The 21,880-nt window shown below is 65.0% G+C and carries 23 protein-coding genes; 14 read left to right on the top strand and 9 right to left on the bottom strand.

What is annotated here, in order from left to right:
- The first annotated feature begins 1 nt into the window (after window position 1).
- The 10 genes from IPM20_06035 (at window position 2) to corA (ending at window position 9,419) form a co-directional block, all read left to right on the top strand.
- Window positions 2-1,552 (top strand): hypothetical protein, encoded by a 1,551-nt coding sequence (locus tag IPM20_06035; GenBank protein ID MBK9131184.1) that lies wholly within the window; start codon window positions 2-4, stop codon window positions 1,550-1,552.
- The gene (locus tag IPM20_06030) at window positions 1,539-2,159 is read left to right on the top strand and encodes a hypothetical protein (GenBank protein MBK9131183.1); all 621 of its coding nucleotides are present in this window, start codon (window positions 1,539-1,541) and stop codon (window positions 2,157-2,159) included. The genes IPM20_06035 and IPM20_06030 overlap by 14 nt, the downstream gene beginning before the upstream one ends.
- 31 nt (window positions 2,160-2,190) lie before the next feature.
- Window positions 2,191-2,592 (top strand): hypothetical protein, encoded by a 402-nt coding sequence (locus IPM20_06025; protein ID MBK9131182.1) that lies wholly within the window; start codon window positions 2,191-2,193, stop codon window positions 2,590-2,592.
- Window positions 2,593-2,627: 35 nt separating this feature from the next.
- The gene (locus tag IPM20_06020; GenBank protein ID MBK9131181.1) at window positions 2,628-3,896 is read left to right on the top strand and encodes a hypothetical protein; all 1,269 of its coding nucleotides are present in this window, start codon (window positions 2,628-2,630) and stop codon (window positions 3,894-3,896) included.
- An 8-nt stretch (window positions 3,897-3,904) separates the two neighbouring features.
- Window positions 3,905-4,585, top strand: coding sequence for a type II secretion system protein (locus IPM20_06015; GenBank protein MBK9131180.1), 681 nt, complete (start codon window positions 3,905-3,907; stop codon window positions 4,583-4,585).
- A 186-nt stretch (window positions 4,586-4,771) separates the two neighbouring features.
- Window positions 4,772-5,437 carry a prepilin-type N-terminal cleavage/methylation domain-containing protein gene (locus IPM20_06010; GenBank protein MBK9131179.1) on the top strand — a complete coding sequence of 222 codons (666 nt, stop codon included), beginning with the start codon at window positions 4,772-4,774 and terminating at the stop codon, window positions 5,435-5,437.
- Window positions 5,438-5,855: 418 nt separating this feature from the next.
- Window positions 5,856-6,275, top strand: coding sequence for a rubrerythrin (locus IPM20_06005; protein ID MBK9131178.1), 420 nt, complete (start codon window positions 5,856-5,858; stop codon window positions 6,273-6,275).
- Between the two features lie 74 nt (window positions 6,276-6,349).
- Window positions 6,350-7,702 (top strand): Fe-S oxidoreductase, encoded by a 1,353-nt coding sequence (locus IPM20_06000; protein MBK9131177.1) that lies wholly within the window; start codon window positions 6,350-6,352, stop codon window positions 7,700-7,702.
- A 31-nt stretch (window positions 7,703-7,733) separates the two neighbouring features.
- Window positions 7,734-8,318, top strand: a complete 585-nt coding sequence (locus IPM20_05995) for a DUF3501 family protein (protein MBK9131176.1) — start codon at window positions 7,734-7,736, stop codon at window positions 8,316-8,318.
- Window positions 8,319-8,471: 153 nt separating this feature from the next.
- Window positions 8,472-9,419 carry a magnesium/cobalt transporter CorA gene (gene corA / locus IPM20_05990; GenBank protein ID MBK9131175.1) on the top strand — a complete coding sequence of 316 codons (948 nt, stop codon included), beginning with the start codon at window positions 8,472-8,474 and terminating at the stop codon, window positions 9,417-9,419.
- Between the two features lie 57 nt (window positions 9,420-9,476).
- On the opposite strand, the gene IPM20_05985 is transcribed toward corA, so the two are convergent.
- From IPM20_05985 to IPM20_05950, 8 genes are all read right to left on the bottom strand, one after another.
- Window positions 9,477-10,835, bottom strand: coding sequence for a sigma 54-interacting transcriptional regulator (locus IPM20_05985; protein ID MBK9131174.1), 1,359 nt, complete (start codon window positions 10,833-10,835; stop codon window positions 9,477-9,479).
- Window positions 10,832-11,446 carry a hypothetical protein gene (locus IPM20_05980; GenBank protein ID MBK9131173.1) on the bottom strand — a complete coding sequence of 205 codons (615 nt, stop codon included), beginning with the start codon at window positions 11,444-11,446 and terminating at the stop codon, window positions 10,832-10,834. The genes IPM20_05985 and IPM20_05980 overlap by 4 nt, the downstream gene beginning before the upstream one ends.
- Window positions 11,433-12,905, bottom strand: a complete 1,473-nt coding sequence (locus IPM20_05975; GenBank protein ID MBK9131172.1) for a HAMP domain-containing histidine kinase — start codon at window positions 12,903-12,905, stop codon at window positions 11,433-11,435. The genes IPM20_05980 and IPM20_05975 overlap by 14 nt, the downstream gene beginning before the upstream one ends.
- A 214-nt stretch (window positions 12,906-13,119) precedes the next feature.
- Complete coding sequence (locus tag IPM20_05970; protein ID MBK9131171.1) at window positions 13,120-13,446, bottom strand: hypothetical protein; 327 nt, start codon at window positions 13,444-13,446, stop codon at window positions 13,120-13,122.
- Window positions 13,447-13,583: 137 nt separating this feature from the next.
- Entirely contained in the window at window positions 13,584-13,880 is a 297-nt protein-coding gene (locus IPM20_05965; GenBank protein MBK9131170.1) for an EF-hand domain-containing protein, read from the bottom strand.
- Between the two features lie 262 nt (window positions 13,881-14,142).
- On the bottom strand, window positions 14,143-14,409 hold the full coding sequence (locus IPM20_05960; GenBank protein MBK9131169.1) for an RNA-binding protein: 267 nt from the start codon (window positions 14,407-14,409) through the stop codon (window positions 14,143-14,145).
- Between the two features lie 311 nt (window positions 14,410-14,720).
- Window positions 14,721-16,271 carry an AAA family ATPase gene (locus tag IPM20_05955; GenBank protein ID MBK9131168.1) on the bottom strand — a complete coding sequence of 517 codons (1,551 nt, stop codon included), beginning with the start codon at window positions 16,269-16,271 and terminating at the stop codon, window positions 14,721-14,723.
- A 104-nt stretch (window positions 16,272-16,375) separates the two neighbouring features.
- Window positions 16,376-16,765: a hypothetical protein gene (locus tag IPM20_05950; protein MBK9131167.1), complete on the bottom strand. Its 390-nt coding sequence runs from the start codon at window positions 16,763-16,765 to the stop codon at window positions 16,376-16,378.
- A gap of 293 nt (window positions 16,766-17,058) precedes the next feature.
- Between IPM20_05950 and IPM20_05945 the strand changes: the two genes are divergently transcribed.
- Together IPM20_05945 and IPM20_05940 are read left to right on the top strand one after the other, a co-directional pair.
- Window positions 17,059-17,529: a putative molybdenum carrier protein gene (locus IPM20_05945; GenBank protein ID MBK9131166.1), complete on the top strand. Its 471-nt coding sequence runs from the start codon at window positions 17,059-17,061 to the stop codon at window positions 17,527-17,529.
- Between the two features lie 15 nt (window positions 17,530-17,544).
- On the top strand, window positions 17,545-18,108 hold the full coding sequence (locus IPM20_05940) for a hypothetical protein (GenBank protein ID MBK9131165.1): 564 nt from the start codon (window positions 17,545-17,547) through the stop codon (window positions 18,106-18,108).
- Window positions 18,109-18,124: 16 nt separating this feature from the next.
- Here IPM20_05940 and IPM20_05935 read toward each other — a convergent pair whose 3' ends face one another.
- A complete protein-coding gene (locus IPM20_05935; protein ID MBK9131164.1) occupies window positions 18,125-18,646 on the bottom strand; it encodes an NYN domain-containing protein in 522 nt (173 codons plus the stop codon).
- A 158-nt stretch (window positions 18,647-18,804) separates the two neighbouring features.
- Between IPM20_05935 and IPM20_05930 the strand changes: the two genes are divergently transcribed.
- Window positions 18,805-20,607 carry a cation:proton antiporter gene (locus IPM20_05930; GenBank protein ID MBK9131163.1) on the top strand — a complete coding sequence of 601 codons (1,803 nt, stop codon included), beginning with the start codon at window positions 18,805-18,807 and terminating at the stop codon, window positions 20,605-20,607.
- Between the two features lie 25 nt (window positions 20,608-20,632).
- The gene (locus IPM20_05925; GenBank protein MBK9131162.1) at window positions 20,633-21,880 is read left to right on the top strand and encodes a hypothetical protein; all 1,248 of its coding nucleotides are present in this window, start codon (window positions 20,633-20,635) and stop codon (window positions 21,878-21,880) included.

Below are 21,880 nucleotides of genomic sequence, written 5' to 3'. Positions count from 1 at the left end.
TATGACCTTGCAGCGCATTATCTACGCCGCCCCCGACGCCATCACCGTCTCGATGTACGACGGCCGGTCGTTTCTCGGTGAGGTCGCATTTGACGACGATGCCGCCGGTCGCGCGGCGCTGGGCGAGTATTTCGCCCAGGAGCCGCATATCATCAGTCGCCTGCTCGTCGATATGATCGAGGAGGAGTATCGGATTGACACGCTGCCCCACCTGATCGGGCGCGATCGTCACGCCGTCCTCGCGCGCAAGCTCGAGCAGACGTTCCGCGCGACCCCCTATCGCGCCGCCCAGGTGCAAGGACGTATCGAGTCCGGGCGCCGCGACGACCGTGTCCTGCTGACGGCATTGACCAATCCCGATGCGATAACCGCGTTGACGGCCCCGCTGGCGGAGAGCCACGTCCCGCTGGCGGGCATCCATTCGGTAGCGATGCTGGCGCGATCACTGCTCCATGGACTCAAGATCACGGGCGACAACGTGCTGCTGCTGACCGCGAACCGGCAGGGATATCTGCGCCAGACCTTTCTGCACCGGCAGGAGCTCAAGAACAGCCGCCTGTCGCCGCTGACGAGCGACGATTTCGACGCTGTGCCGCTCGCGCATGAAATCGAGAAAAACCGGCGCTACCTGAACCGTCTGCGCGTGCTGGCGCATGATGCTCCGCTCGATGTTGTAGTAATAGGAAGCCGCTCCCTTGTCGATCGGCTACGCGGGGGCTGGGGAGAAAAGGAGTCGACGCGTTATCACCTGATTGATTTTGCAGCCGCGGCCGCGTCCGTCGGTCTTGCGGATGCGGCAAGTGAGGTGGATTGCGAGCGGCTGTTCACGCATCTGCTTAACCGCAGCGCGCCCGTGTTCAATTATGCCCAGATGCCGGACCGCCGCATCTATCGCCTCTACCAGGCCCGCAAGGCCGTGCTCGCGACGAGCCTGGGCATGGTGCTGGGCGGGGCCGCCTGGGCCGGCATAAACGTGATGGACGGGGTTGCCCTCGGTCGCCAGAGTGATCTGGCCATGCACACGATCGAGTCGCTGCGGGCGGACTACGAAGCGGCCACCGCCAACCGCCCGGAAATGGATGTCGGTGTGGACGAGATGCGCTGGATGGTCGACGCCGGGGATATGCTGCAGCACACCAGCGCCACGCCTTGGGATATGTTGCGCGCCCTGAGTGCCGGGGTGTCCGCGCATCCTGCGATCCGGATCGATGAAATCGACTGGAGCGCCGCTTTGCAGCAGGGCGATGTGAATCCGGTCGATCTCGCTCAGCCCGGACCCGAAAGCGTGGAGGTCTCCGGCAGCGAGACGGCGATCATCAAGGGGCGCGTGGAACCGTTCGCGGGTGATTTCCGCGCGGCATTCGACCGCGTGGAGTCCTTTATGGACACCCTGCGCCGGGACCCCCGGTTCAGCGCGGTCAGTGCCCAGGCCATGCCGCTGAATGTGGATCCGGAATCGACCATCGCGGGGATGGCGGGGGGGCAATCGGACAATGCGCCCGCCACCTTCGAGATCAGGGTCGTTATGAGGACTGGGCATGAAGGCACGTAGCATGGAATGGCGGTACCTGCGCGGAGTCGCGCGCTGGCTGCTGGCCGCGGCTGTCGCCGGCGTCATGATGGTGGCGGCCAGCGCCTATTACCTCGCGGCGCAGCAACACGGCTACCAGCGCCTGACCGGCGAGCGTGATGCCGCGCGCTCGGAGTATCTGGATGCCGAAAACCGTGACCGTCTGATCGCCGAATACCATGCGCGCTATCTGACCCTGCGCCGGCAGGGGATGATAGGCGCCGAGAACCGGCTCGACTGGGTCGAGACCGTTCGCGACAGCGCGCGCCGGCTCCAATTGCCCAAGCTGCAATATCAGATCATGCCGCGCGAGAGTTTTACGCTGGCCAATCTTGCCGAGTATCCCGGGGTGGCGCTCTACGCCAGCCGGATGAAACTGGACATGGAACTCATGCATGAGGGGGATCTCGCCGCCGTGATCTCTGGCCTCGACCGGGCCTCCCCTGGCGCCATGCATGTGGAGTCCTGTGTCATCCGCAGGCTGGCCGATGCGCCGGAGGCCGGGGTTCTGTCGCCGAATCTCTCCGCCACCTGCGAACTGATGCTGTTTACCATGCGGCCCGGAACGGCCGCGACCGGGGACGTGTGACATGAACGGACGACGCTGCCGGATCGCACGGATGGCCGTTTCTCTTCTGCTCGCGGCCCTGCCGTGCGTCGTCTCCGCCGGGTTCACCGATGGCCTGGGCCGGCTGTTCATGACCGGGCAGGAGCGGACCGAAATTGATCGCCTGCGCGCAAGCGGGCCGCGCCGCGAGGACTCGGCCTCTTCGATGTCACCGAACCGGTTCTCCTCCGCGGCGTTGCGCCTCGACGGTGTGGTGCGCCGCAGCGATGGCCCGGATACGCTCTGGGTCAATGGAGAACACATGGCGGGTGACGGAAGGATGGATGCCCGCGATCGCGTCCGGGTCCCGGCGGCGAGCGCGGGCCGTTCGATCTGGATGAAGCCCGGGCAGGTCTTCGATCCCGATAACGGCGCGGTACGCGAGTCCTACCAGGCCGGCCAGCCAGGACCATGATGCCGACCCGAGTGCGAGGAGATGCGCCCGCGCGCATGGCGGCCGGACAGCGCGGGGTGGTCCTGCTGGTGATGCTGCTTATCCTCCTGCTGGGTTCGAGCTATGTGCTGGTGCAACGCTTGAATCACGTGAGTGAAGTCATGAACCTGGATCAGGCCACGGCGCACGCCCTGGCCGAGGCCCGCGCCGCCCTGCTGGGCTGGTCCGTGGGCCATCCGGATCGGCCGGGGATGCTGCCCTATCCCGATCGCAACGGCGACGGCAACTACGACGGCAACAGCGACTGTCCCGCGGGGGCGGTCAACGCGAACATGCTGCTTGGCCGCCTGCCCGCCTCCGGACAGGCCACGCCCTGCATCCCGCCCCTGTCCGGCCTGGGGGTGAATGTGACGGACGGAAGCGGTGAAGGATTGTGGTATGCGGTCAGCCGGAATCTGTTGTACCAGCCCTCCGGCGGCGGATATCCCGCCATCGATCCGGCGTTGCCGGAGATCTCGACGAACTGGCTGACGGTGCGCGATGAATTCGGCAACGTGCTGTCCGATCGCGTTGCCGCGGTGATCCTGGCGCCCGGCGCAGCCTTGCGCGGCCAGAATCGCGCTGGTGCGGCGCCGGCCGCGGCGAATTATCTGGATACCGTGACGATCGGCGCCACGTCCTACAGCAATGCCGATTCCGACGGCGTATTTATCGCGGCGGCACGCGGCGACACGTTCAACGACCAGATCGTCTATGTCACGGCCGACGAGCTGATCACGCTGGCGGAACGGCGCGTGGCGCGTGGTGCGCAACAGTGCCTGCAGTCGTACGCCACCGCCTCAGGGGGAAAGCTGCCCTGGGCGGCCAGGCTGGATCCCGCCGCCGTGCCGGACTACGCCGGGGATTTCGGCGAGCGCTTCGGGCGCATCCCGGGCGCGCCGGCGGTCGATGCCACGCCGGGTTCGCCGGATACCTCGATGCAGACCGCCTGGCCGGCGGGCTGTTTCGTCGCGGGAACCTATTGGGACAACTGGCGGGAATTCGTTTTTTACGCCCTCGCGCCCGATTTCATCCCGGGTGGCGCGGCGGCCTGTCCCGTGTGTCTCGAGATCAGCGGCGGCGGCGAGCATCACGCCGTCGTGTTGGCGGCGGGGCGTGCGCTGGCGGGGCAGGCGCGAAGCTCGCCGGCGCAGAAGGGGACGGTTACGAATTATCTCGAGGGTGACAACACGACGCCGGCTGATAACGCCTTCGAGCGGCGGGACGGCGATGCGGGCTTCAACGATCAGGTCCTGTGCGTCGGTGCGGATGCGGAATGTCAGTGAGACGGATCATGCGAACACAAGGCGGCGGGGTTGTCGGCGGACGCGAACGGGTGGGGGGATTCTCCCTGATCGAGATGGCCGTGGTGCTGGTCATCATCGGCGTGCTGCTCGGCAGCCTGCTGATGCCTCTGTCCGTGCAGATGGAGGCCCAGCGCCGCGACTCGACGACCGCGACAGTCAAGGAGGTCGGTGAGGCCTTATTGGGCTTTGCCGTCGTGCATCGGCGGCTGCCCTGTCCCGACAGCGACGGCGACGGTTTTGAAAACGGTCCGACCTGCAACAACGTCGAGGGGACGGTGCCGTGGGCGACCCTGGGGGTCGGCAGAGAGGATGCCTGGGGGCATCCGTTGCGCTATCGGGCCAATAACGGCTTCGTGGCCGCGATTCCCAATCCGCCCGATACGACCGGCGGGCTCGCGATCGTCGATACGGACGGTACGGCGCTCACCGCGGCCGATCCCGACGGGCCGGCGGCCCTTGTGTTTTCCTGCGCCGCCGACGGCCTGCCCAACCTGGGCAACGACGCCGACGGTACCTTGAATACCAATCTGACCTGCGTCAACAGCGGCGCCCCGGACGGCACCTATGTCCAGGGCGTTTATCTCGACGGGCAATACGACGATATTTTGCTGTGGGTGTCAAAAAACAGTCTCATCAATCGCCTGGTCAGCGCCGGGAAGTGGCCCTGACCCCGGAAAAGTCCGGGCGGACAGGGGTTGGCACAGGAGTTGCTGGTTACCCGCTGACAGGCGCCTTGGAAGTGCGGGGCACGGCGCCAGCCCGACTCAGGTGCGACCACCGCCGGGCGAGAAACACAACAGGTCTTGAGTCGGGGATCGCCGGTCAGGGCCAAACAACGAGCGAGGTTGAAGGGTATGAACATGAAACAACGAAACGCGGGTTTCACGCTGATCGAAATCGCGATCGTCCTGGTGATCATCGGTCTGCTGCTGGGCGGTGTCCTGAAGGGACAGGAGATGATCGAGAATGCCAGGATCCAGAGCCTGCGCAACGATATGGATGGCGTGGTAACGGCCTTCTATGCCTATCAGAATCGCTACCACGCACTGCCGGGCGACGACACCAAGGCCAGCAATGCCGGGCGCGGCTGGGCGAACGCCGTGGCGGGCAACGGCAACGGCGCGCTGGCGAATGCCAACGCCTTCGATGCCGGCAACAGCGAGAACCAGTTACTGTGGCAGCACCTGCGCTATTCCGGCCTGATTGCCGGCGATCCTTCCGGAGTGACGAATAACGCCGGCGGCCGCGCCAATCCGCTGCATGGCTACAACGGCCAGATCGGCATCTCCAATACCACGGCGGCCTGGGGTCTGGGCCTGACGGGCAATATCGTGTGCGCGGGCAATGTCCCCGGCAAGGCGGCCGAGGCCATCGACGCCGCGGTGGATGACGGCCTGTCCGATACGGGCACCGTGCGCGCCCTCGCCGGAACCAACAACGCCGAGCCGGCCGGTACGACCGCCGCCACCAACTACCTCGACGACGGCACCACTCTTTACACAGTCTGCCGGAAGATCTGACCGCCGCACCGTTGCTCGGGGCCCGGTCCGCAAGAGCGGCGCCTGTGCGGTGCAGAGGATGAAATAACCGGCGTCCGGGAATCGCATCACGCCAATCCGCGATGCATGTTTCCCGGACGCTGGCCGTTTTCACCCCGACGGCCGGATGGGTCCCGGCAGCATCCTCCGGTTTCCCGCCGATGCTTGAAAAATGGGTCTGTGAGTTTTATATCTTCACCGGACAGGACCGGGGGATGGCGGGGGTTCCGGCCGTGGCCGTGAACGACTCCGTACGTTATTCTTTCCGGGCCAACGGGCCGCTCAATTTCTCAATTTCAGGATACGGGCTTGCGGATCGAGGGGGCTTGGGATACAGTAGGCAAGAATTTAGACTGCGTCTAAATATATGAGTGATACGTCTGTTCTGGAGGGTCATGACATGCAACTGAAAGGCAGTAAAACGGAAGACAATCTCAAGTACGCGTTCGCGGGCGAGTCGCAGGCCAACCGGCGCTATCTGTATTTCGCGTCCAAGGCCGATGTGGAAGGATACAACGATGTCTCGGCCGTGTTTCGCTCCACGGCGGAAGGTGAGACCGGGCATGCCCACGGCCATCTGGAATACCTGGAGGCCTGCGGTGATCCGGCCACCGGTCTGCCGATCGGCGATACCTCGAAGAACCTGAAGGCGGCGATCGCCGGCGAGACCCATGAGTACAGCGACATGTACCCGGGCATGGCCAAGACGGCGCGCGACGAAGGGTTCGACGAGATCGCGGACTGGTTCGAGACGCTGGCCAAGGCCGAGCGTTCGCACGCGAACCGGTTCCAGAAATCTCTGGATACCCTGGGCAAGTAAACCACCGGCTGTCGAAAGGGGCCGGTTGTGCCGGCCCCGCAGCCTTGTCTCCATAGCGTGCGTTCCTCATCATCATGTCGACGACCGTGACCGAAGGCCAGCGCGAGGGCAGCCTCGAGGCGCCCACCCGCCACCCGTTGAAATGGGACCAGCCGGAGTTCTACGACGAGCCGGCACTGATCAAGGAACTGGAACGCGTCTTCGACATTTGCCATGGCTGTCGGCGCTGCTTCAGCCTGTGCAACTCCTTCCCAACCCTGTTCGATGCCATCGACGCCTCCGAGACCCTGGAACTCGACGGCGTTGACAAGAAGGTGTACTGGGACGTGGTCGACCACTGTTACCTGTGCGACATGTGCTACATGACCAAGTGTCCCTACGTGCCGCCGCATCCATGGAACATCGATTTCCCGCACCTGATGCTGCGCGCCAAGGCGGTCAAGTTCAAAAAGGGTGAATTCACGGCGCGCGACAAGATGCTCACCGCGACTGATACGGTGGGCAATCTGGCCGGCATACCGGTAATCGCGCAGGCGGTGAACGCCGCCAACCGGAACGGGGCGGTGCGCAGGCTGATGGACAAGTTCATCGGCGTCCATCCCGATGCGCACATACCGGAATACCACAGCGACAGCCTGCGCAAGCGCGTCAAGCGGCGGCAGCCGCCCGTGCTGCAGCCGGTCGCCACCGCGGAGACCAAGGGCAGGGTGGTGCTGTTCACCACCTGCTATGGCAACCGCAACGAACCGCAGATCGGCGAGGACCTGATCGCGATCTTCGAGCACAACGGCATCCCCGTCGTCACGATGGAGGAGGAGCGCTGCTGCGGCATGCCCAAGCTCGAACTGGGCGACCTGGAGGCGGTTCGGCAGGCCAAGGAATTCAATATTCCCCGGCTCGCGCAGTGGGTGGAAGACGGCTGGGACATCGTCGGGCCGGTGCCGTCCTGCGTGCTGATGCTGAAGCAGGAGTATCCCCTGTTGTTCCCGCGGGACGCACAGGTGCGCGCGGTCAGCCGCGCGACCTACGACCCCTTCGAGTATCTGATGCTGCGCCACAAGGAAGGCCGCCTGAAGACCGACTTCAAGCGTCCGCTCGGCAAGGTTGCCTATCACACGGCCTGTCATCTGCGGGTGCAGAACATCGGCTACAAGACGCGCGACCTGCTGCAACTGGTGCCGCAGACCAGCGTGGAGATGATCGAGCGCTGTTCCGGACATGACGGGACCTACGGCGTGAAGAGCGAGACCTTCGCCATTGCGACGAAGATCTGCCGCCCCGTGATCAACAAGGTCAAGGGCGCCGGGGCCGACCATTATTCCAGCGATTGCCCGATCGCCGGTCATCACATCGCCAACGGCCTGGGGGACGGTTCGGACTCGACTCATCCCATTACGCTGTTGAGAACCGCCTACGGCATAGAGTGACGCCCGCCGCGGGGCGATCCCGGAGCTTGCCATGAAGAAACTGACACGACAGGATCTGTATTCGCTTGAGGCCTATGCCAGGATGCGCGCCGACTTCCGCGCGCGCGTGATGGCGCACAAGAAGGACCGCCAGGTCCCGATCGGCCCCCATGCCAGACTGTACTTCGAGGACCGTCTGACCATCCAGTACCAGGTGCAGGAAATGCTGCGGGTGGAGCGCATCTTCGAGGAGGCGGGTATCATCGATGAGCTGGAGGCCTACAACCCGCTGATCCCGGACGGCAGCAACCTCAAGGCCACCTTCATGCTGGAATACGCCGATATCGACGAGCGCCAGCAGGCCCTGGCGCGCATGGTCGACATCGAGGACCGGGTCTGGCTGCGGGTCGCCGGATTCGAACCGGTGTGGGCCATCGCCGACGAAGACATGGAGCGCGAGAGGGTGGACAAGACCTCTTCGGTACACTTCCTGCGCTTCGAGCTCACGCCCGCGATGAGCGGGGCGGTCCGGCAGGGCGCCGGCATGGGCATGGGCATTGATCACCCCGCCTATCGTCATACCATCGAGGCCGTGGCCGATAACGTGCGCCGCTCGCTGGCGTCGGATCTGGGCTAGTCGATCCCCGTTTCCGGCGGCGCTTACTGTCCGCGTTTCCACCCGTGATGCCCGCAGCGAGTCACGCGGCAGGCGCCGAGGTTTATCACAAATCCCGTTGTATGCTACAGTGCCCCCGGTTTGCCGGGATACGGTCGCGGATGGGGGGCCTCCATGCTGTTTGCCTTTGTGCTGGATAACGGTCGCCTGGTGCCGCTGGCCGGAGATGAACCGGAACGCCGCCTGGAAGATGCCTTGTGGATCGATCTCGTCGATCCCACCGACGATGAGCGGGCGCGTGTCGAGGCGCTCTATCGTCAGGAGCTGCCCGAGGCCGAGGAGGCCGAAGAGATCGAGGCCAGCGCTCGCTCCTACGAGGACGAAAGCGGCCTGCATGTCCACGGCCTGTTCCTGCATGAGGTGGACGGCCACCCGCGCAACACCTCGGTGGTATTCACCGTCAGCGGTGACCGCCTGTTCAGCCTGCGCGAGCGCGAGATCCCGGCCTTCCGCCTGCTGCGCATGCGCGCCCGGCGCGAGTCCGGCGTGGCGGTGAGCGCCATGTCGATCCTGCTGACCCTGCTCGAGATCAAGATCGAGGATCTGGCGGATACGCTGGAAGAGGTCTACACCGGTCTCGAACGCGTCAGCAGCATGGTGCTGGAGGAGAACGACGTCGAGCTGGAGGAGTCCATCGACGAACTCGCGCGCCATGAGGACATCAACGGCAAGATCCGGCTGTGTCTGATGGACGCCCAGCGCGGCCTGACCTTTCTGCTAAGGCGCGGACGTCTCGACGCCACCAACACCGAGTGGGTGCGCGAGTTGCTGCGCGACATCGATTCGCTGCTCCCGCACAACAGCTTTCTGTTCGAGAAGGTGAACTTCCTGATGGATGCCGCGCAGGGCTTCATCAACATCGAGCAGAATCAGATCATCAAGATCTTTTCCATCGCGGCCGTGGTGTTTCTGCCCCCGACGCTGGTGGCCAGCATCTATGGCATGAATTTCGACTATATGCCGGAGCTGCACTGGCTGGTGGGGTATCCCTGGGCGCTGCTCCTGATGGTGGCCTCGGCCATCGCTCCCTACTGGTACTTCAAGCGCAAGGGCTGGCTGTAGCCGCGGGCGGGGGCCGCGCCGCGTGGTTTCCCGCGGTCCGTGCACCGTCGCGGCGACTCAGTCCCTGCTGCGAAAGGATTCCGGATCCAGCTCGTAGCGGTGCAGCAGTTTGTAGAGTTCCGTCCGGTTGCGCTGCGCCAGGCGCGCCGCCTGGGTGATGTTGCCCTCGGTCATCTTCAGCAGCCGGGTGAGGTATTCGCGCTCGAACTTGCGCCGCGCGGCGGAGAGCGAGGGCAGGGCGGTGTTCTTCTGGCGCAGCGCGCGCTGCACCAGGCTGACCGGGATCACCGGTGTCGAACACAGCGTCGCAGTGTGCTCGACCACGTTGAGCAACTGGCGGACGTTGCCGGGCCAGGGCGCGGTCAGCAGGAATTCCATCGCCTCGGCGGAGAACGAACGCGCCGGCGTGGTGCTGCCGCGCGCGATCTGGCGCAGGAAGTGGTTGGCGAGCGGCTGGATGTCCTCCGGGCGTTCGCGCAGCGGCGGGATTTCCAGCCGTACCACGTTGAGGCGGTAATAGAGATCTTCGCGGAAGCGGCGATTTTTCACCAGCTCTTCCAGATCCTGATGGCTGGCGGAGATGATGCGCACATCCACCGGTATGCTGACCGTCGAGCCGACGGGACGGATCTCCTTTTCCTGCAGCACGCGCAGCAGTTTGGCCTGCAGCGCGAGCGGCATGTCGCCGATCTCGTCGAGGAACAGGGTGCCGCCGTCGGCGGCCTGAAACAATCCCTTGTGGTCCTGCGTCGCGCCGGTGAACGCGCCCTTGTTATGGCCGAACAGCTCGGTTTCCAGCAGCAGCTCGGGGATGGCGCTGCAGTTTACCGCGAGGAAGGGTTTATCGCGCCGCGCGCCGGCGCGGTGGATGGCCTGCGCGAGCAACTCCTTGCCGGTTCCGCTCTCGCCCTGGATCAGGATGCCGATGTTGCTTCCCGCCACGCGATAGGCCTGGCTCAGAACCTCTTCCATCGCCGCGCTGTGGCTGATGATCTCCTCGCGCCACGCCTGCGCCCCGGCGGCGGCGCCTTCCTCGGCGGGGGCGGCGTTGATGCGATAGGCCTTGTCCACGCAGCTGAGCAGTTCCTTGCTGTCGAACGGTTTCGTCAGGAAGGTGAATACGCCGCGCTTGGTCGCCTCGACGGCTTCCGGAATGGTGCCGTGCGCGGTGAGGATGATGACCGGCAGCGTAGGGTGGTGCTCGTGAATCGCGTCGAACAGGGCCATGCCGTCCATGCCATCCATGCGCAGGTCGGTAATCACCACGTGCGGTTGATGCTTGTCGAGCTGGAGCAGGCCGCGGTCGGCGTTGTCCGCGGTCGCGACATCCCAGCCGGCGGCGTTGAGGCGGATGGAGAGCAGTTTCAGCAGGTCGACGTCGTCATCGACGAGCAGGATTCGGTGGCGCGCGCTCATGGCGCAGGCGGGGGCATGTCGGCCCCGTCGCGATCGCCCAGTTGCTGTTCAATCGCCTTCAGCTGGTTCAGCTTGCGTGTCAGTTCGGCATTCTGCGCCGCCAGGCGCCCGCGCTCGCCCAGGATATGCGCGAGCAGCTGTGTCAGCGGGACGAGATCGGCGTCGTTACCCTCCATGGACGGTTCTGCGAGCAGATCAAGCAGCCGTGAGGATGTGTCGATGTCGGCTTGGCGGTTCGCTTCGCTGAGCGACTGCAATAGCGCGAACCGAACCAGGGCCTGCGGGGTCTGTTCGTGCGCGCGCCGGGTCTCGGCCTCCTCGAGGACGGTGCGCTGTTCTTCCGGGGACGACGCGCCGTAGGCAGCGGCTTCGCGCAGCAGTTCGGCAATCCGGACGGCTGCCGGCGCCGGGGTTTCTGTGGACGGCTCGGGCTGGACCGGGGCATCATGCGCGGCTGAGACGTCCGTCTCCGCGGGCGTCATCACCGGCGCGGGGGGCTGCGCGGCCTCAGTGGTGGTGGACTGGGTGTTTCCATGCGGGTTCAGCGCAGCGCAGGCGGACAGGGTCACCGCGAGCAGCGACATCGCCAGTGCGCGCTCAACGCGGATCATTGTGCGCGCCGCCTCCGCCTGCGTCGGGCAGCGTGACGCGGAAATGGGCGCCGCCGTCTCCATCGATGATCTCGATCGTGCCATGGTGCAGGTGAATGAGTTCTCTGGCGATGGAAAGTCCCAGGCCGCTACCCTTGACCGCTCCCGCCGAACGGGCGCGTCCCTGGTAGAAGGCCGCGAAGATTTTATCACGTTCGTCGGGGTGGATGCCGGGTCCGGTATCCGCGACGTCAATGACGGCGGCGCCGTCGCGGCGCGCCAGGGATATTCGCACATATTCCTTGTCAGGCGTGTACTTTACGGCATTCGAAAGCAGGTTGTCTACGACGGTGCGGAGTTTCTCCCGGTCGCCGGTCACCACAACGGGTTCCAGTTTCAGCCGCAGTTCCACCGAGCGGGAGCGCGCCGCGAGCTTGTGGTTTGCGCTGACTTCCCGGATCATCTGGTCGAGCGCGACCGGTTCCGTCGTCATGCGCTGGCTGTCGATCTCCAGCGTGCTGAATCTGAGCAGATCCTCGATCAACTTTTGCAGTTTCAGGCTCTGCTGCTTGAGCATATTGACGATCTCGCTCTGTTCCTCGTTGAGTGAGCCGACCACCTGCTCCTTGAGCAGTTCACTGCCTTCGCGGATGGTGGTGAGCGGGGTCTTCAGTTCATGAGAGACATGGCGCAGGAAGGACACCTTCTGGTTTTCCAGCGTGAGCAGGCGCTGGCGCATCCATTCGAGCCGGCGGCCCAGTTCCTTCAGGTCGTTGGGCCCCCCGACGGTGATCTCCTGGCCGAAATCGCCGTCGCCCAGGCGTCGGATCGACTGGTCGAGCTGCCGGAGGGGTTTGGCGATCAGCGCAATGAACAGGACGGTGAGCAGCAGCGCGATCGGAATCAGGGTGAGCGCCTGCCACAGCAACAGGAGGCGGGCGCGTTCCGCGAGCCCCTGTATCTCGCCGACGCTTTCGCCGATGAGCTGGCTGCTTTCCGACAGGATCTCGCGGGCGGAGGCATTGAGGGCGGAGAAGGATTCGATGGCGGCCGCGATCTCCGCCGCGCTCGTCGTAGGATCGTCGAGTTGGCGATAGACCGCCTCCTCCCGCCCGACCAATGTGTCGATGGTTTCCCGCTGCAGGGGTTTGAGATCGAGGCGGAGCAGCTCACCGACGGTCTGATACAGCTGTTTGCGCCGGGCCTTGTAGGCATCGAGCAGGGTGCGGTCGTTCAGCACCTGGAATTGCCGCGCGCTGCGCTCCATGGCGGTCAGATGCTCCACCAGCAGACGGCTCGACTGGGTCGCTGCGACAGCTTCGAGTACGCTGCGTTTGCTATGCGTGGTGAGGCGGTCGACGTAGACCGCCGCGGTGATCAGGGCGATGACCAGCGGCAGCGCCACCGCGACGAAGCCGAGCAGAATCAGCTGCAGTATGGATCGTGTCGGAAACAGGGCCACGGGTCGATGGATGCGCATCCTTCACTGCCGGAACGGTTTTCGGAAGTCGGCGTACGGGGAACCGCGGGCGGCGTACCGGCCGCCCGCGGCAGCGTGAAGGATAGCACAGACCACCCGCGGGCAGGTGTATCCCCGGCCGCATGCGGGCGCCGGGCGGAGACATCTCCCGCCCATTTGGAAGAACTACGGTAAGAATTTGGCTGCCGGCCGATTATTGTCTGATCAGATTCGCTTAGTCCGTTTCGCCCGCCATGGTGCTCGCGGCATCGCCGGCGGCATCCGCCGCCTTCGAGGCTGCATCCCCCGCGGCATCCGCGGCGTCGGAGGCCGCCTGCTCAACGCTTTCCATCGCCTGTTCGCCGGCTTCCTGCGCCTGATCGGCGAGCTCTTCCGTCTTCTCACCCATGGCGCTGGCGGCGTCACTGACCTCGCTCGAGATCCGGGATTGGGTGTCTTCGAGGGACGCGGTCTCATCAGACTTGCTGCAGCCGGTCACCAGGGCGAATGAACCCGCGGCCAGGATCAGGGCCAGGGCGGAAAGGGTGGTCGATCGTTTCATTGTCATTGTCTCCTTGCTTGGAAATATATGGTCGAAGTGCGATACCTTCCCCGTAATAAAACCTGACCGGAAGGCGCTGTTCGCGCCCCCGGCCAGCATGCTCTCAAATGGGGGAAGGAAGGGTTATGAGAGCAAAATCATCCGCCTCGCCGATCCTGCGCCTTCATCGCGGCGTCATATTCGGTCTTGCTCAGCTTGCCATCCTTGTTCTGATCGGCGGACGTGAAGCTGGAATCCTGCTGCAGCACCTTGGCCGTACCGGCCTCATCCCTGGTGATCGAGCCGTCCTTGTTGGTGTCGACCTGATCAAAGGAAGGGGTCTGGGTCATGGCGGCATGGCGCATCGATCCCGGCGACGTATCCGCCCATCCGATACCGGTTGCCGCGATCAGTGTCAAAGCCGTCAATGTGGCCTGCATCGTCATCGATTTCATGGCTCACCTCCTGTGTTCCCGCTGGTCTGATTACGTCAGTCGCGCGCGAGCGTTCCATACGGTCAAATGCGATATCCATGCCACGTATATTTATGCTATTTGAATCAATATATTAGATTGTTACAGAAGGAAATCTCATCCCCGTAACCCGGGGATTCTGTCGGGAAAGTGCGACAGTGCGGTCAGGTCGGTTTTTCAAGTACCCGATAACGCTTGAATTTATCCTGTCGCTAGGCGGCGACAGGATGGGGTGGTGCGGATTTCAGCGTCTGCGTCTTCCCTGGCTCCGCTCGGCATCCTCGAAGCGCACGCGCAGGGGTTTGCCGCCGAAGGTTTTGCCGTCCAGGCCCGCGACGGCAGCGCGCGCCTCATGGCCTTCCATCTCGATGAAGCCGAAGCCCCGGCACTTGCGCGTGAAGACATCGGTCATCAGATGGATGGAGCGGACCTTGCCATATTCGGAAAAGAGCTCGCTGACTGCGTGTTCGGAGGTCTCCGCGGGGAGGTTGCCGACATACAATTTTTTCATTCCATAAATCTCCGGGGTGGGGCGTTGCCCAGGGAGGGGCGCGGCGTGGATAGGAGGAGAGCCGAACATACGCTTCCGCGTCCGTTCCTCGCCCGTTTCAGGAAGCCTGACCTGATGCCAGCGGGGCTGACACGCAGCCTGGGATCCTCGATGCGCATGGGACGGTGCGCTGGATGGATGCAGGAAACAAGACGTGCGAACGAAGGCAGGAAGTCCTTCGCTCTCGTGTCAGGCTACACCGCGGCAGGCGCTGTCACTATAAAGGGTGCGGGGAGGTAATACAAGCAAGGCGCGCGTGAAAGCGTGCCCGATCAGTCCGAAGTATCGTCGTTCGCGACCGAGAAGGCGTGTGGATAGATCACCAGGTGACGTCGCGGCTCGCTGCCGACGCTTTCCGCCACCATGTGATGGCGGCTTGCGACCCGATGTTGCAGGCGGCGCAGCGAAGCCGGACGCGGCATGAGCGAGACGACCACGCCGTCGCGCAGGGCGCGGCGGATGCCGTCCTCGGTTTCGCGCACAGCGGTCTCCGTTTCCTGCTCGTCCAGGCCGGGCACCACATTGAACAGGTTGCGCAGCAGGTGGCGGATCTGCGCGGTGGAATTCTTCTTCACCGTGTGCACGGGCAGCCCGGTGAGCTGGACCAGGCGTTGCAGACGGGAATCGCCGGCGCGGGCGCGCAAGGTCACGATCAACTGGGCACGCTCCGCGCGATTGACCACCTGGGCGTCCAGCCTCAGATCGCGGATTACGCGCTCGAGCAGATCGCGACTGAACGCGTAGGGGTAGATACGGACGGTCTGTTTCTGGTCGCCGGCAGAGAACAGGGTGCGCGGGCGTGGCGGGGATTCCGCTGCGGCGGTTTCCGCCGCCGGCTCCAGGGCCTGCTCCTGTCCCGGCGTGCGGCGCAGCCCGCCGGGCGCTTGCCCGCGCAACAGGCGGTCCACCGCCTGAGCCGTGTCGGGATGCACGATGACCTCTTCATGATCGACGATTTCCACCACGGCATCGAAGGTCGGCGGCGCCTTGCGTTCGCTGACTGTCTTCTGCGATCCGCGCAGGCGCGCTTCCTCGTCTCCGAGTGTCACGGTCTGCACGCCGCCGACGAGATCGGAGAGCGTCGGATTGCGGATCAGGTTTTCGAGGGTGTTGCCATGCGCGGTGCCGATGAGTTGCACGCCGCGTTCAGCAATCGTGCGCGCCGCCAGGGTCTCGGGTACGGTGCCGATCTCGTCGATGATGATGACCTCGGGCATGTGGTTTTCGACCGCCTCGATCATGACATCGTGTTGGGCCGCGGGTGAAGCCACCTGCATGCGGCGCGCGGCGCCGATCGCGCGGTGCGGGATGTCGCCGTCGCCGGCGATCTCGTTCGAAGTGTCGATGACGATGACGCGTTTGTCGAAATCGTCCGCCAGCACGCGGGCGATCTCGCGCAGCTTGGTGGTTTTGCCCACGCCGGGACGTCCCAGCAGCAGCACGCTGCGACCGCCCTCGATCAGGTCGCGGATGAGGTCGATGGTGCCGAACACCGCGCGACCGGCGCGCAGCGTCAGCCCGACGATATCGCCGCGGCGGTTGCGGATCGCGGAGATGCGGTGCAGCGTCCCTTCGATCCCGGCGCGGTTGTCGGCGCCGAAGGCGCCCACGGCGCGGATGACATGCTCGAGATCGGCGCGCGTGATCGCGTCTTCCGTCAGCGTTATCGCGCGCCCGGGCAGGCGCGCCTGCGGCCGGCGGCCGAGATCGAGCACGATTTCCAGGAGTTCATCGCCCGGCAATTCATCGACGGCGTGCTGGAGTGACGGCGGCAGTGTCTGGATCAGCAGCCGAAGATCGTCGGTGTGAGGATGTGCGATCATGTGATAGCGGTGCCCCGAAATGCGGCAAGCCCCGTTGCCAGATTATATCGGCAGGAGACGCCGCACGGTCAACCTCGATCGCGCGGCGCCGGTGCGCGGAGGTATCAGGGGAACTGGATCTTTCCGCTTCCCGGGAATCCCCCGCCCGGGCCCGAGTCCGGCAGCACCAGCGACGAGGCCGATTCGCGGCGCATCTGACGCAGTTCCTCGATGGTTTGTTCCGCGGCCGCCTGCGCCGCGTGACCGAAGTTGCGCGCCGCTTCCTCGAGTGAGGCGGCCGCGATCTCGAAATTGAGCGGCAGGGCGCCGACCGGTGTCAGGATCTGGGTCTGCCCCAGGTAGCTGACCGGGCGGGAAGCGTCGGGGGAGCCGTCGGCCGTGACAGGCGAGAGACGCCGGATCGTGCCGACCTGGCGATCAGTGAACATCTCCTCGCGGTAGAGGTCGGCTGCGTTCATATGCAGATCCGCGGCCAGGCTGTCGGACTCGTTCATGTCGGCTCCCTCGTCATGTCGCCGCAGTGGCGTGCTTGATAGCCTAGCAGATCTCGCCGCGGCCTGTCTCATGTCCCCTGTTACGCCGTTCAGGCGCGGACGGGCAAGCGGCCGGCACCACGCTTACGTGCGGGTCTGCTCTTTCTCGTGGGTATCGCCGCACGGGAAATGCCGCGGGGCCTGAACCCTGTCCGGCTGGCGTGTTATTATCCGCGACAGCAGGTTTTCGGCGCGGTTGGGCGTGGCGATGCCGCGTCACCACGAAGGCGAATGAATCTCGAGGCATTCGAACGATGATAGAAAAAATCCTTTCGGGCGGGCAGACCGGCGTTGACAGGGCGGCGCTCGACGCGGCGATTGATCTGGGGATCGCCTGCGGCGGCTGGTGTCCGGCGGGCCGGCATGCCGACGACGGACCCATCTCTTCGCGTTATCCCTTGCAGGAAACGGCGGATATGGATCATACCGTGCGCACCGAGCATAATGTGCGCGACTCGGACGGAAACCTGATGTTTTACCGTGGCGAGCTCCAGGGCGGGACCGCCTACGCCGTGCTGATGGCGAAACAGCTTGGTCGCCCGGTGCTGGCGATCAACGTGGAAACGCCGCCGGCGTCCGCGGAAGTGGTGACATGGCTGCGGCGCCACGGTGTCCGGCGGGTCCACATCGGGGGGCAGCGCGAGAAGACGAGCCCCGGTATCTATGCCGAAGCGGGTCGTGTGATCCGCGATATTCTGCGTCTGGCGCAGCAAGGGGAGATGTAGTCCATGGGTACTGTCATGACGAGGACGTTGGTGGCGGGTTTCCTGCTGGGGCTGTGCGCGGCGCCGCTGGCGGAGGAGCAGGGCGAGGTGACCGGCGCGTTCGGTTTCGAGCTCGGCCAGGAGGTCGACCCGGCCGGACTGAAGGCCCTGGACAACGACGAGGATGGCGGCCCGACCTATGCCGTTGCGCCCGACAATCCCTACGGCCCGCTCACGGACTACGCCGTCGCGCTCACGCCTGCGACCCACCGCGTATATCGGATCATCGCGCGCGGCAGCTTCACTTCGATGCAGCGCTGTCAGGAGGAACTGGTCAAGCTGGAGAAAGCGCTGGAACGCAAGTATGCCAAGACCAGCGGCAGCAATGCCTTCGGATTCAGCGACAGTCCGCTGATCACTTTCGGTCAGTCTTCACGCAAGATCCGCGGCAAATGCACCGGAACGATCCTGCGCAAGACGCTCACGCTGAGCTATTTCGATGAAGATCTGGCGCAGGCGGCTCGCGCCGAGGCGTATCCGGCGGGCGACGGGGCATCCGCCCGGGATAAGGATGCGCCGCGCGACGAGTCCGGCCTGTAGACTGGCGGACGCCGGATTACTTGCGTTCCCCCGGGCGTTTCCCGGGTCGTGGCGTCAGCGTGAACCAGTCCGCGCTGGTGATCTCGTGGAAATAATCGGCCTCTTCCTTCAGCACTGAGGACGTCGCGGCCGGCACCGCCGCGATTTCCACCCGCACTCCCTCCGTCTTCAGGTGGCGCACCAGTTCTACGAAGTCGGAATCGCCCGACAGGATGATGATCGTGTCCACCTTGCTCGCGAGTTGCATGGCCTTGATCGTGAGCGGGATGTCCGCGCTTTTGTGGCAGGGCTGCACCGAGCCGTGGTAGTGGTGGTGGAGGCGCTCCTGGAGCTTGGACGAAATCTGGCGTCCCTCGCGGAAGTAGAACAGGCGGTTCAGGCCGCGGTTGTCGAGCAACTTCGGGATCAGGGTGTCGAAATTGAGCATGGTGTGCTGATCGCCCGTCACGTCATGGATGGAGCGTTCCATGTTGTTGCCATCCACGAGGATCGCGACGGACTGGTTGATCGTGACGTTGTCTGGTCTGGGTTCGGGCATGGCGCCGGTTTTCCTGTATGGGGATGATGTGCAAGAATGATTTTAGCCGCGAAACCGCCGGATGCGGAATCCTCCCGCGGGCGGACGCGGTATTTTGTCGCCGGGCCGCGCAGGATCCGGCGATGATCAATCCAGCGGGCGGAACCGCATAAGGCATTATGACCTTGCTCGAGCAGGCTGCCATATATCTGGGCGCGGCGATCATCGCCGTGCCCCTGTTCAACCGGCTCGGCTTCGGTTCGATCCTCGGCTATCTGATCGCGGGGGTCGCGATCGGGCCCTGGGTGTTCGGGCTGGTGACGGATGTCGACAATATCTTTCATTTCGCCGAACTCGGGGTTGTCCTGTTGTTATTTCTCATCGGCCTCGAGCTGCAGCCGAGCCGGCTGTGGGTGCTGCGCCGCTCCATCTTCGGCCTGGGCGCCGCCCAGGTGCTGGCCAGCGCCGTGGCGCTGGCGGCGGCGGGCTGGTGGCTGCTGGATCTCGGTATCACGGTCGCGCTCGTCGCCGGACTCGGCCTGTCCCTGTCCTCGACCGCCTTCGTGGTGCAACTCCTGGCCGAGAAGAAACAGTTGATGACGCTGTCCGGGCGTTCCGCCTTCGCCGTGCTGCTGTTCCAGGACCTCGCGGTGGTGCCGATGCTGGCGCTGATTCCGCTGCTCGGGCCGCACAGCGGCCAGGGGATGATCACCCCGGGCGCGGTGCTGGTCGCGCTGACGGCATTCGTGGTGCTGGTCGCCGTCGGACATTTCCTGCTGCGCCCGGTGTTCCGCATCGTCGCCACGGCCGGCGGTCCCGAGATCTTCACCGCGGCGACGCTGCTGGTGGTGATCGGCGCCGCGCTGCTGATGGAGGCCGCCGGTTTCTCCATGGCGCTCGGAGCCTTTCTGGCCGGCGTGTTGCTCGCCGATTCCGAATATCGCCACGAGCTGGAGGCGAACCTGCAGCCGTTCAAGGGGCTGTTGCTCGGCCTGTTCTTCATCGCGGTCGGCATGTCGGTCAATCTCGAGGTGATCGGCGAGCGTCCGCTGGCGATCGCAGCGCTGGTGTGCGGCCTGCTGGTAATCAAGGCCGCGGTGCTGTACGTGCTGGCGCGCCTGTTTCGCATCGACGGACATCATGCCCGCAACCTCGCTTTCGTGCTGCCGCAGGGCGGCGAGTTCGCCTTCGTGCTGTTCAGCGCCGCGCTCGAGCACCAGGTGCTGGGGCGAGAACTGGTCGACCTGCTGATCGTTGCGGTCACGTTGTCGATGGCGGCCACGCCGTTGCTCTATCTGTTCAATGAGCGCGTGCTGCGGCGCTGGCTGGAGGGGGAGGCGCCTCCGGTGTTCGACACCATCAATGAAGATACGGCGCCGCCGGTGATCATCGCCGGCTTCGGGCGTGTCGGCCAGGTTGTCGGCCGTATCCTGCGCATGAGCCAGATCCCGTTCACCGCGCTGGAGGTCAGCCAGACGCAGGTGGATTTCGTGCGCAAGTATGGCGGAAAGCTCTATTACGGCGACGCCTCGCGCCTCGACCTGCTGCGCGCCGCGCATGCCGACAAGGCCAGATTGCTGGTGCTCGCCATCGACGACATCGAGTCATCGGTACGGACGGCGCGGGTCGTGCGCCAGCATTTCCCCAATCTTGAGATCCTGGCGCGCGTGCGCAACCGCCACCACGCGCATCTGCTGATGGACCTCGGCATCCAGGTCCTGGTGCGGGAGGCGTATTTCTCCAGCCTGGAACTTACCCGGAACGTGCTGTCTCGGCTCGGGTTCTCCGAGGCGCAGGCCAGGCTGACCGTGAATACCTTCCGCGAGTACGACGAGGATGCCCTGGTCAAGCAGCACGCGATCCACCAGGACGAGAAGATGATGATCCAGAGCGTCAAGGCTGCGGCGCGCGAACTGGAGGCGCTGTTCGAGTCCGATATCAAATCGGGCGGGCGTCCCGAATCGAAAAAGGCCGAGGTATGACGCGATGCGGGAGAGGGACACGATAATGCGCGCTGCCGGATTTGGATGGAGGGCCGCCGGTGCGGCTGTCGCCTTATCCATCTTCCTGCTGTCGCCTGCCCCGGCAGTGGAATCCGCGACGCCGGCCTATCCGCCCGCAGGTTCGCCGCCGCCCGCCGCGCCGTGCGCGCGCGCGAATCCCGCCGCCGCGATGGATTTCCTCTGCCGTTTCCTCACCCAGGAACTGTGGGAACAGGCGGGGCGTCCGGAGTTCATCGATGCCGGCGGCCGGCGCTGGCAGGCCTGGTTCTACGGCCGGGACGGCGTCACCAATCAATTGCTCGTCGAGGGGCGCGATTACCTGCCGGATCACGAGGGCTGGTTCGAGGCCGTGCTCGACGCCGGCAATTTCGAGGCGCAGACCTACGAATATTTCTGGGATCTGCTGCGTTACGCACCGTGGAGCGTACAGTTTCACACCGCGGCGGAATGCCGGGATGTCGAGGTGCTGAATCCCGCCGCGCTGGCCTCGGCGCGCTTTCGCCGCATGCATGTGCTGGGTTTCGGCTGGCCCGGTCTCGCTCCCGATCCCGGCGATCCCGCCCGAACCTTCGATCCATCGGCGCTGCCGCTGTTGTCGGGGCTGGTGAATCTGCGCTATACGCTGGAGCCGCCGCTGAGGAGGCGGTTCGCGGATGCGGGCGCACTGCGGGCCGAGGTCGGCGCGCTTGCCGCCGGCCGCGGCGCGTTGTGGCCGGATTTCGCGCGCGACGGCGGCGTGTGGGAGATCGGTCGCGACGGGGCGATGACGTCCGTCGACGATCTGGACGAGGCCGCCGTGCGCCTGGCGGCGCACGGGCTTCTGGTGACCAACGATGCGATGCGCTCCTGGGAGAGCGCTCAGGCGGTGGCCGCGGAGATCGCGCGTGAGCGCGGCCCGCTGCTGTTCATCTATTTTGCCCAGGACCCCTTTCTGCCGGTCGATGATGATGGAATCTACGGCCGGCGCCTGGCCTATCTGCTGAATGCGGCCGCGCGCGCCCCGGCCGGCGGGACGTCCGTCCATGTCCTGAGCCATGGACGCAGCGCCGGCGTCGTCGCGCACGCCATCGCCGATCGGCACATCGGGCATCAATCCTATGCGCCGGTCGCTTCACCGCTCGATGGTCCCCGGTATGTTGAAGCGCTGCGCCTGGCGATCGCCACTGGCCGTATTGAGATCCTGGCGGCGCCGCTGTCCACAGGGGAGCGGCAGGGCGCGGTGGTGCCGGATTGTCTCGGGGCGGTGAGGTGA

This window comes from Gammaproteobacteria bacterium (assembly GCA_016716465.1).
Classification (GTDB): domain Bacteria; phylum Pseudomonadota; class Gammaproteobacteria; order SZUA-140; family SZUA-140; genus JADJWH01.
The sequence above is the reverse complement of the archived record's forward strand: the minus strand, read 5'-3'. Positions and strand labels throughout refer to the sequence as shown.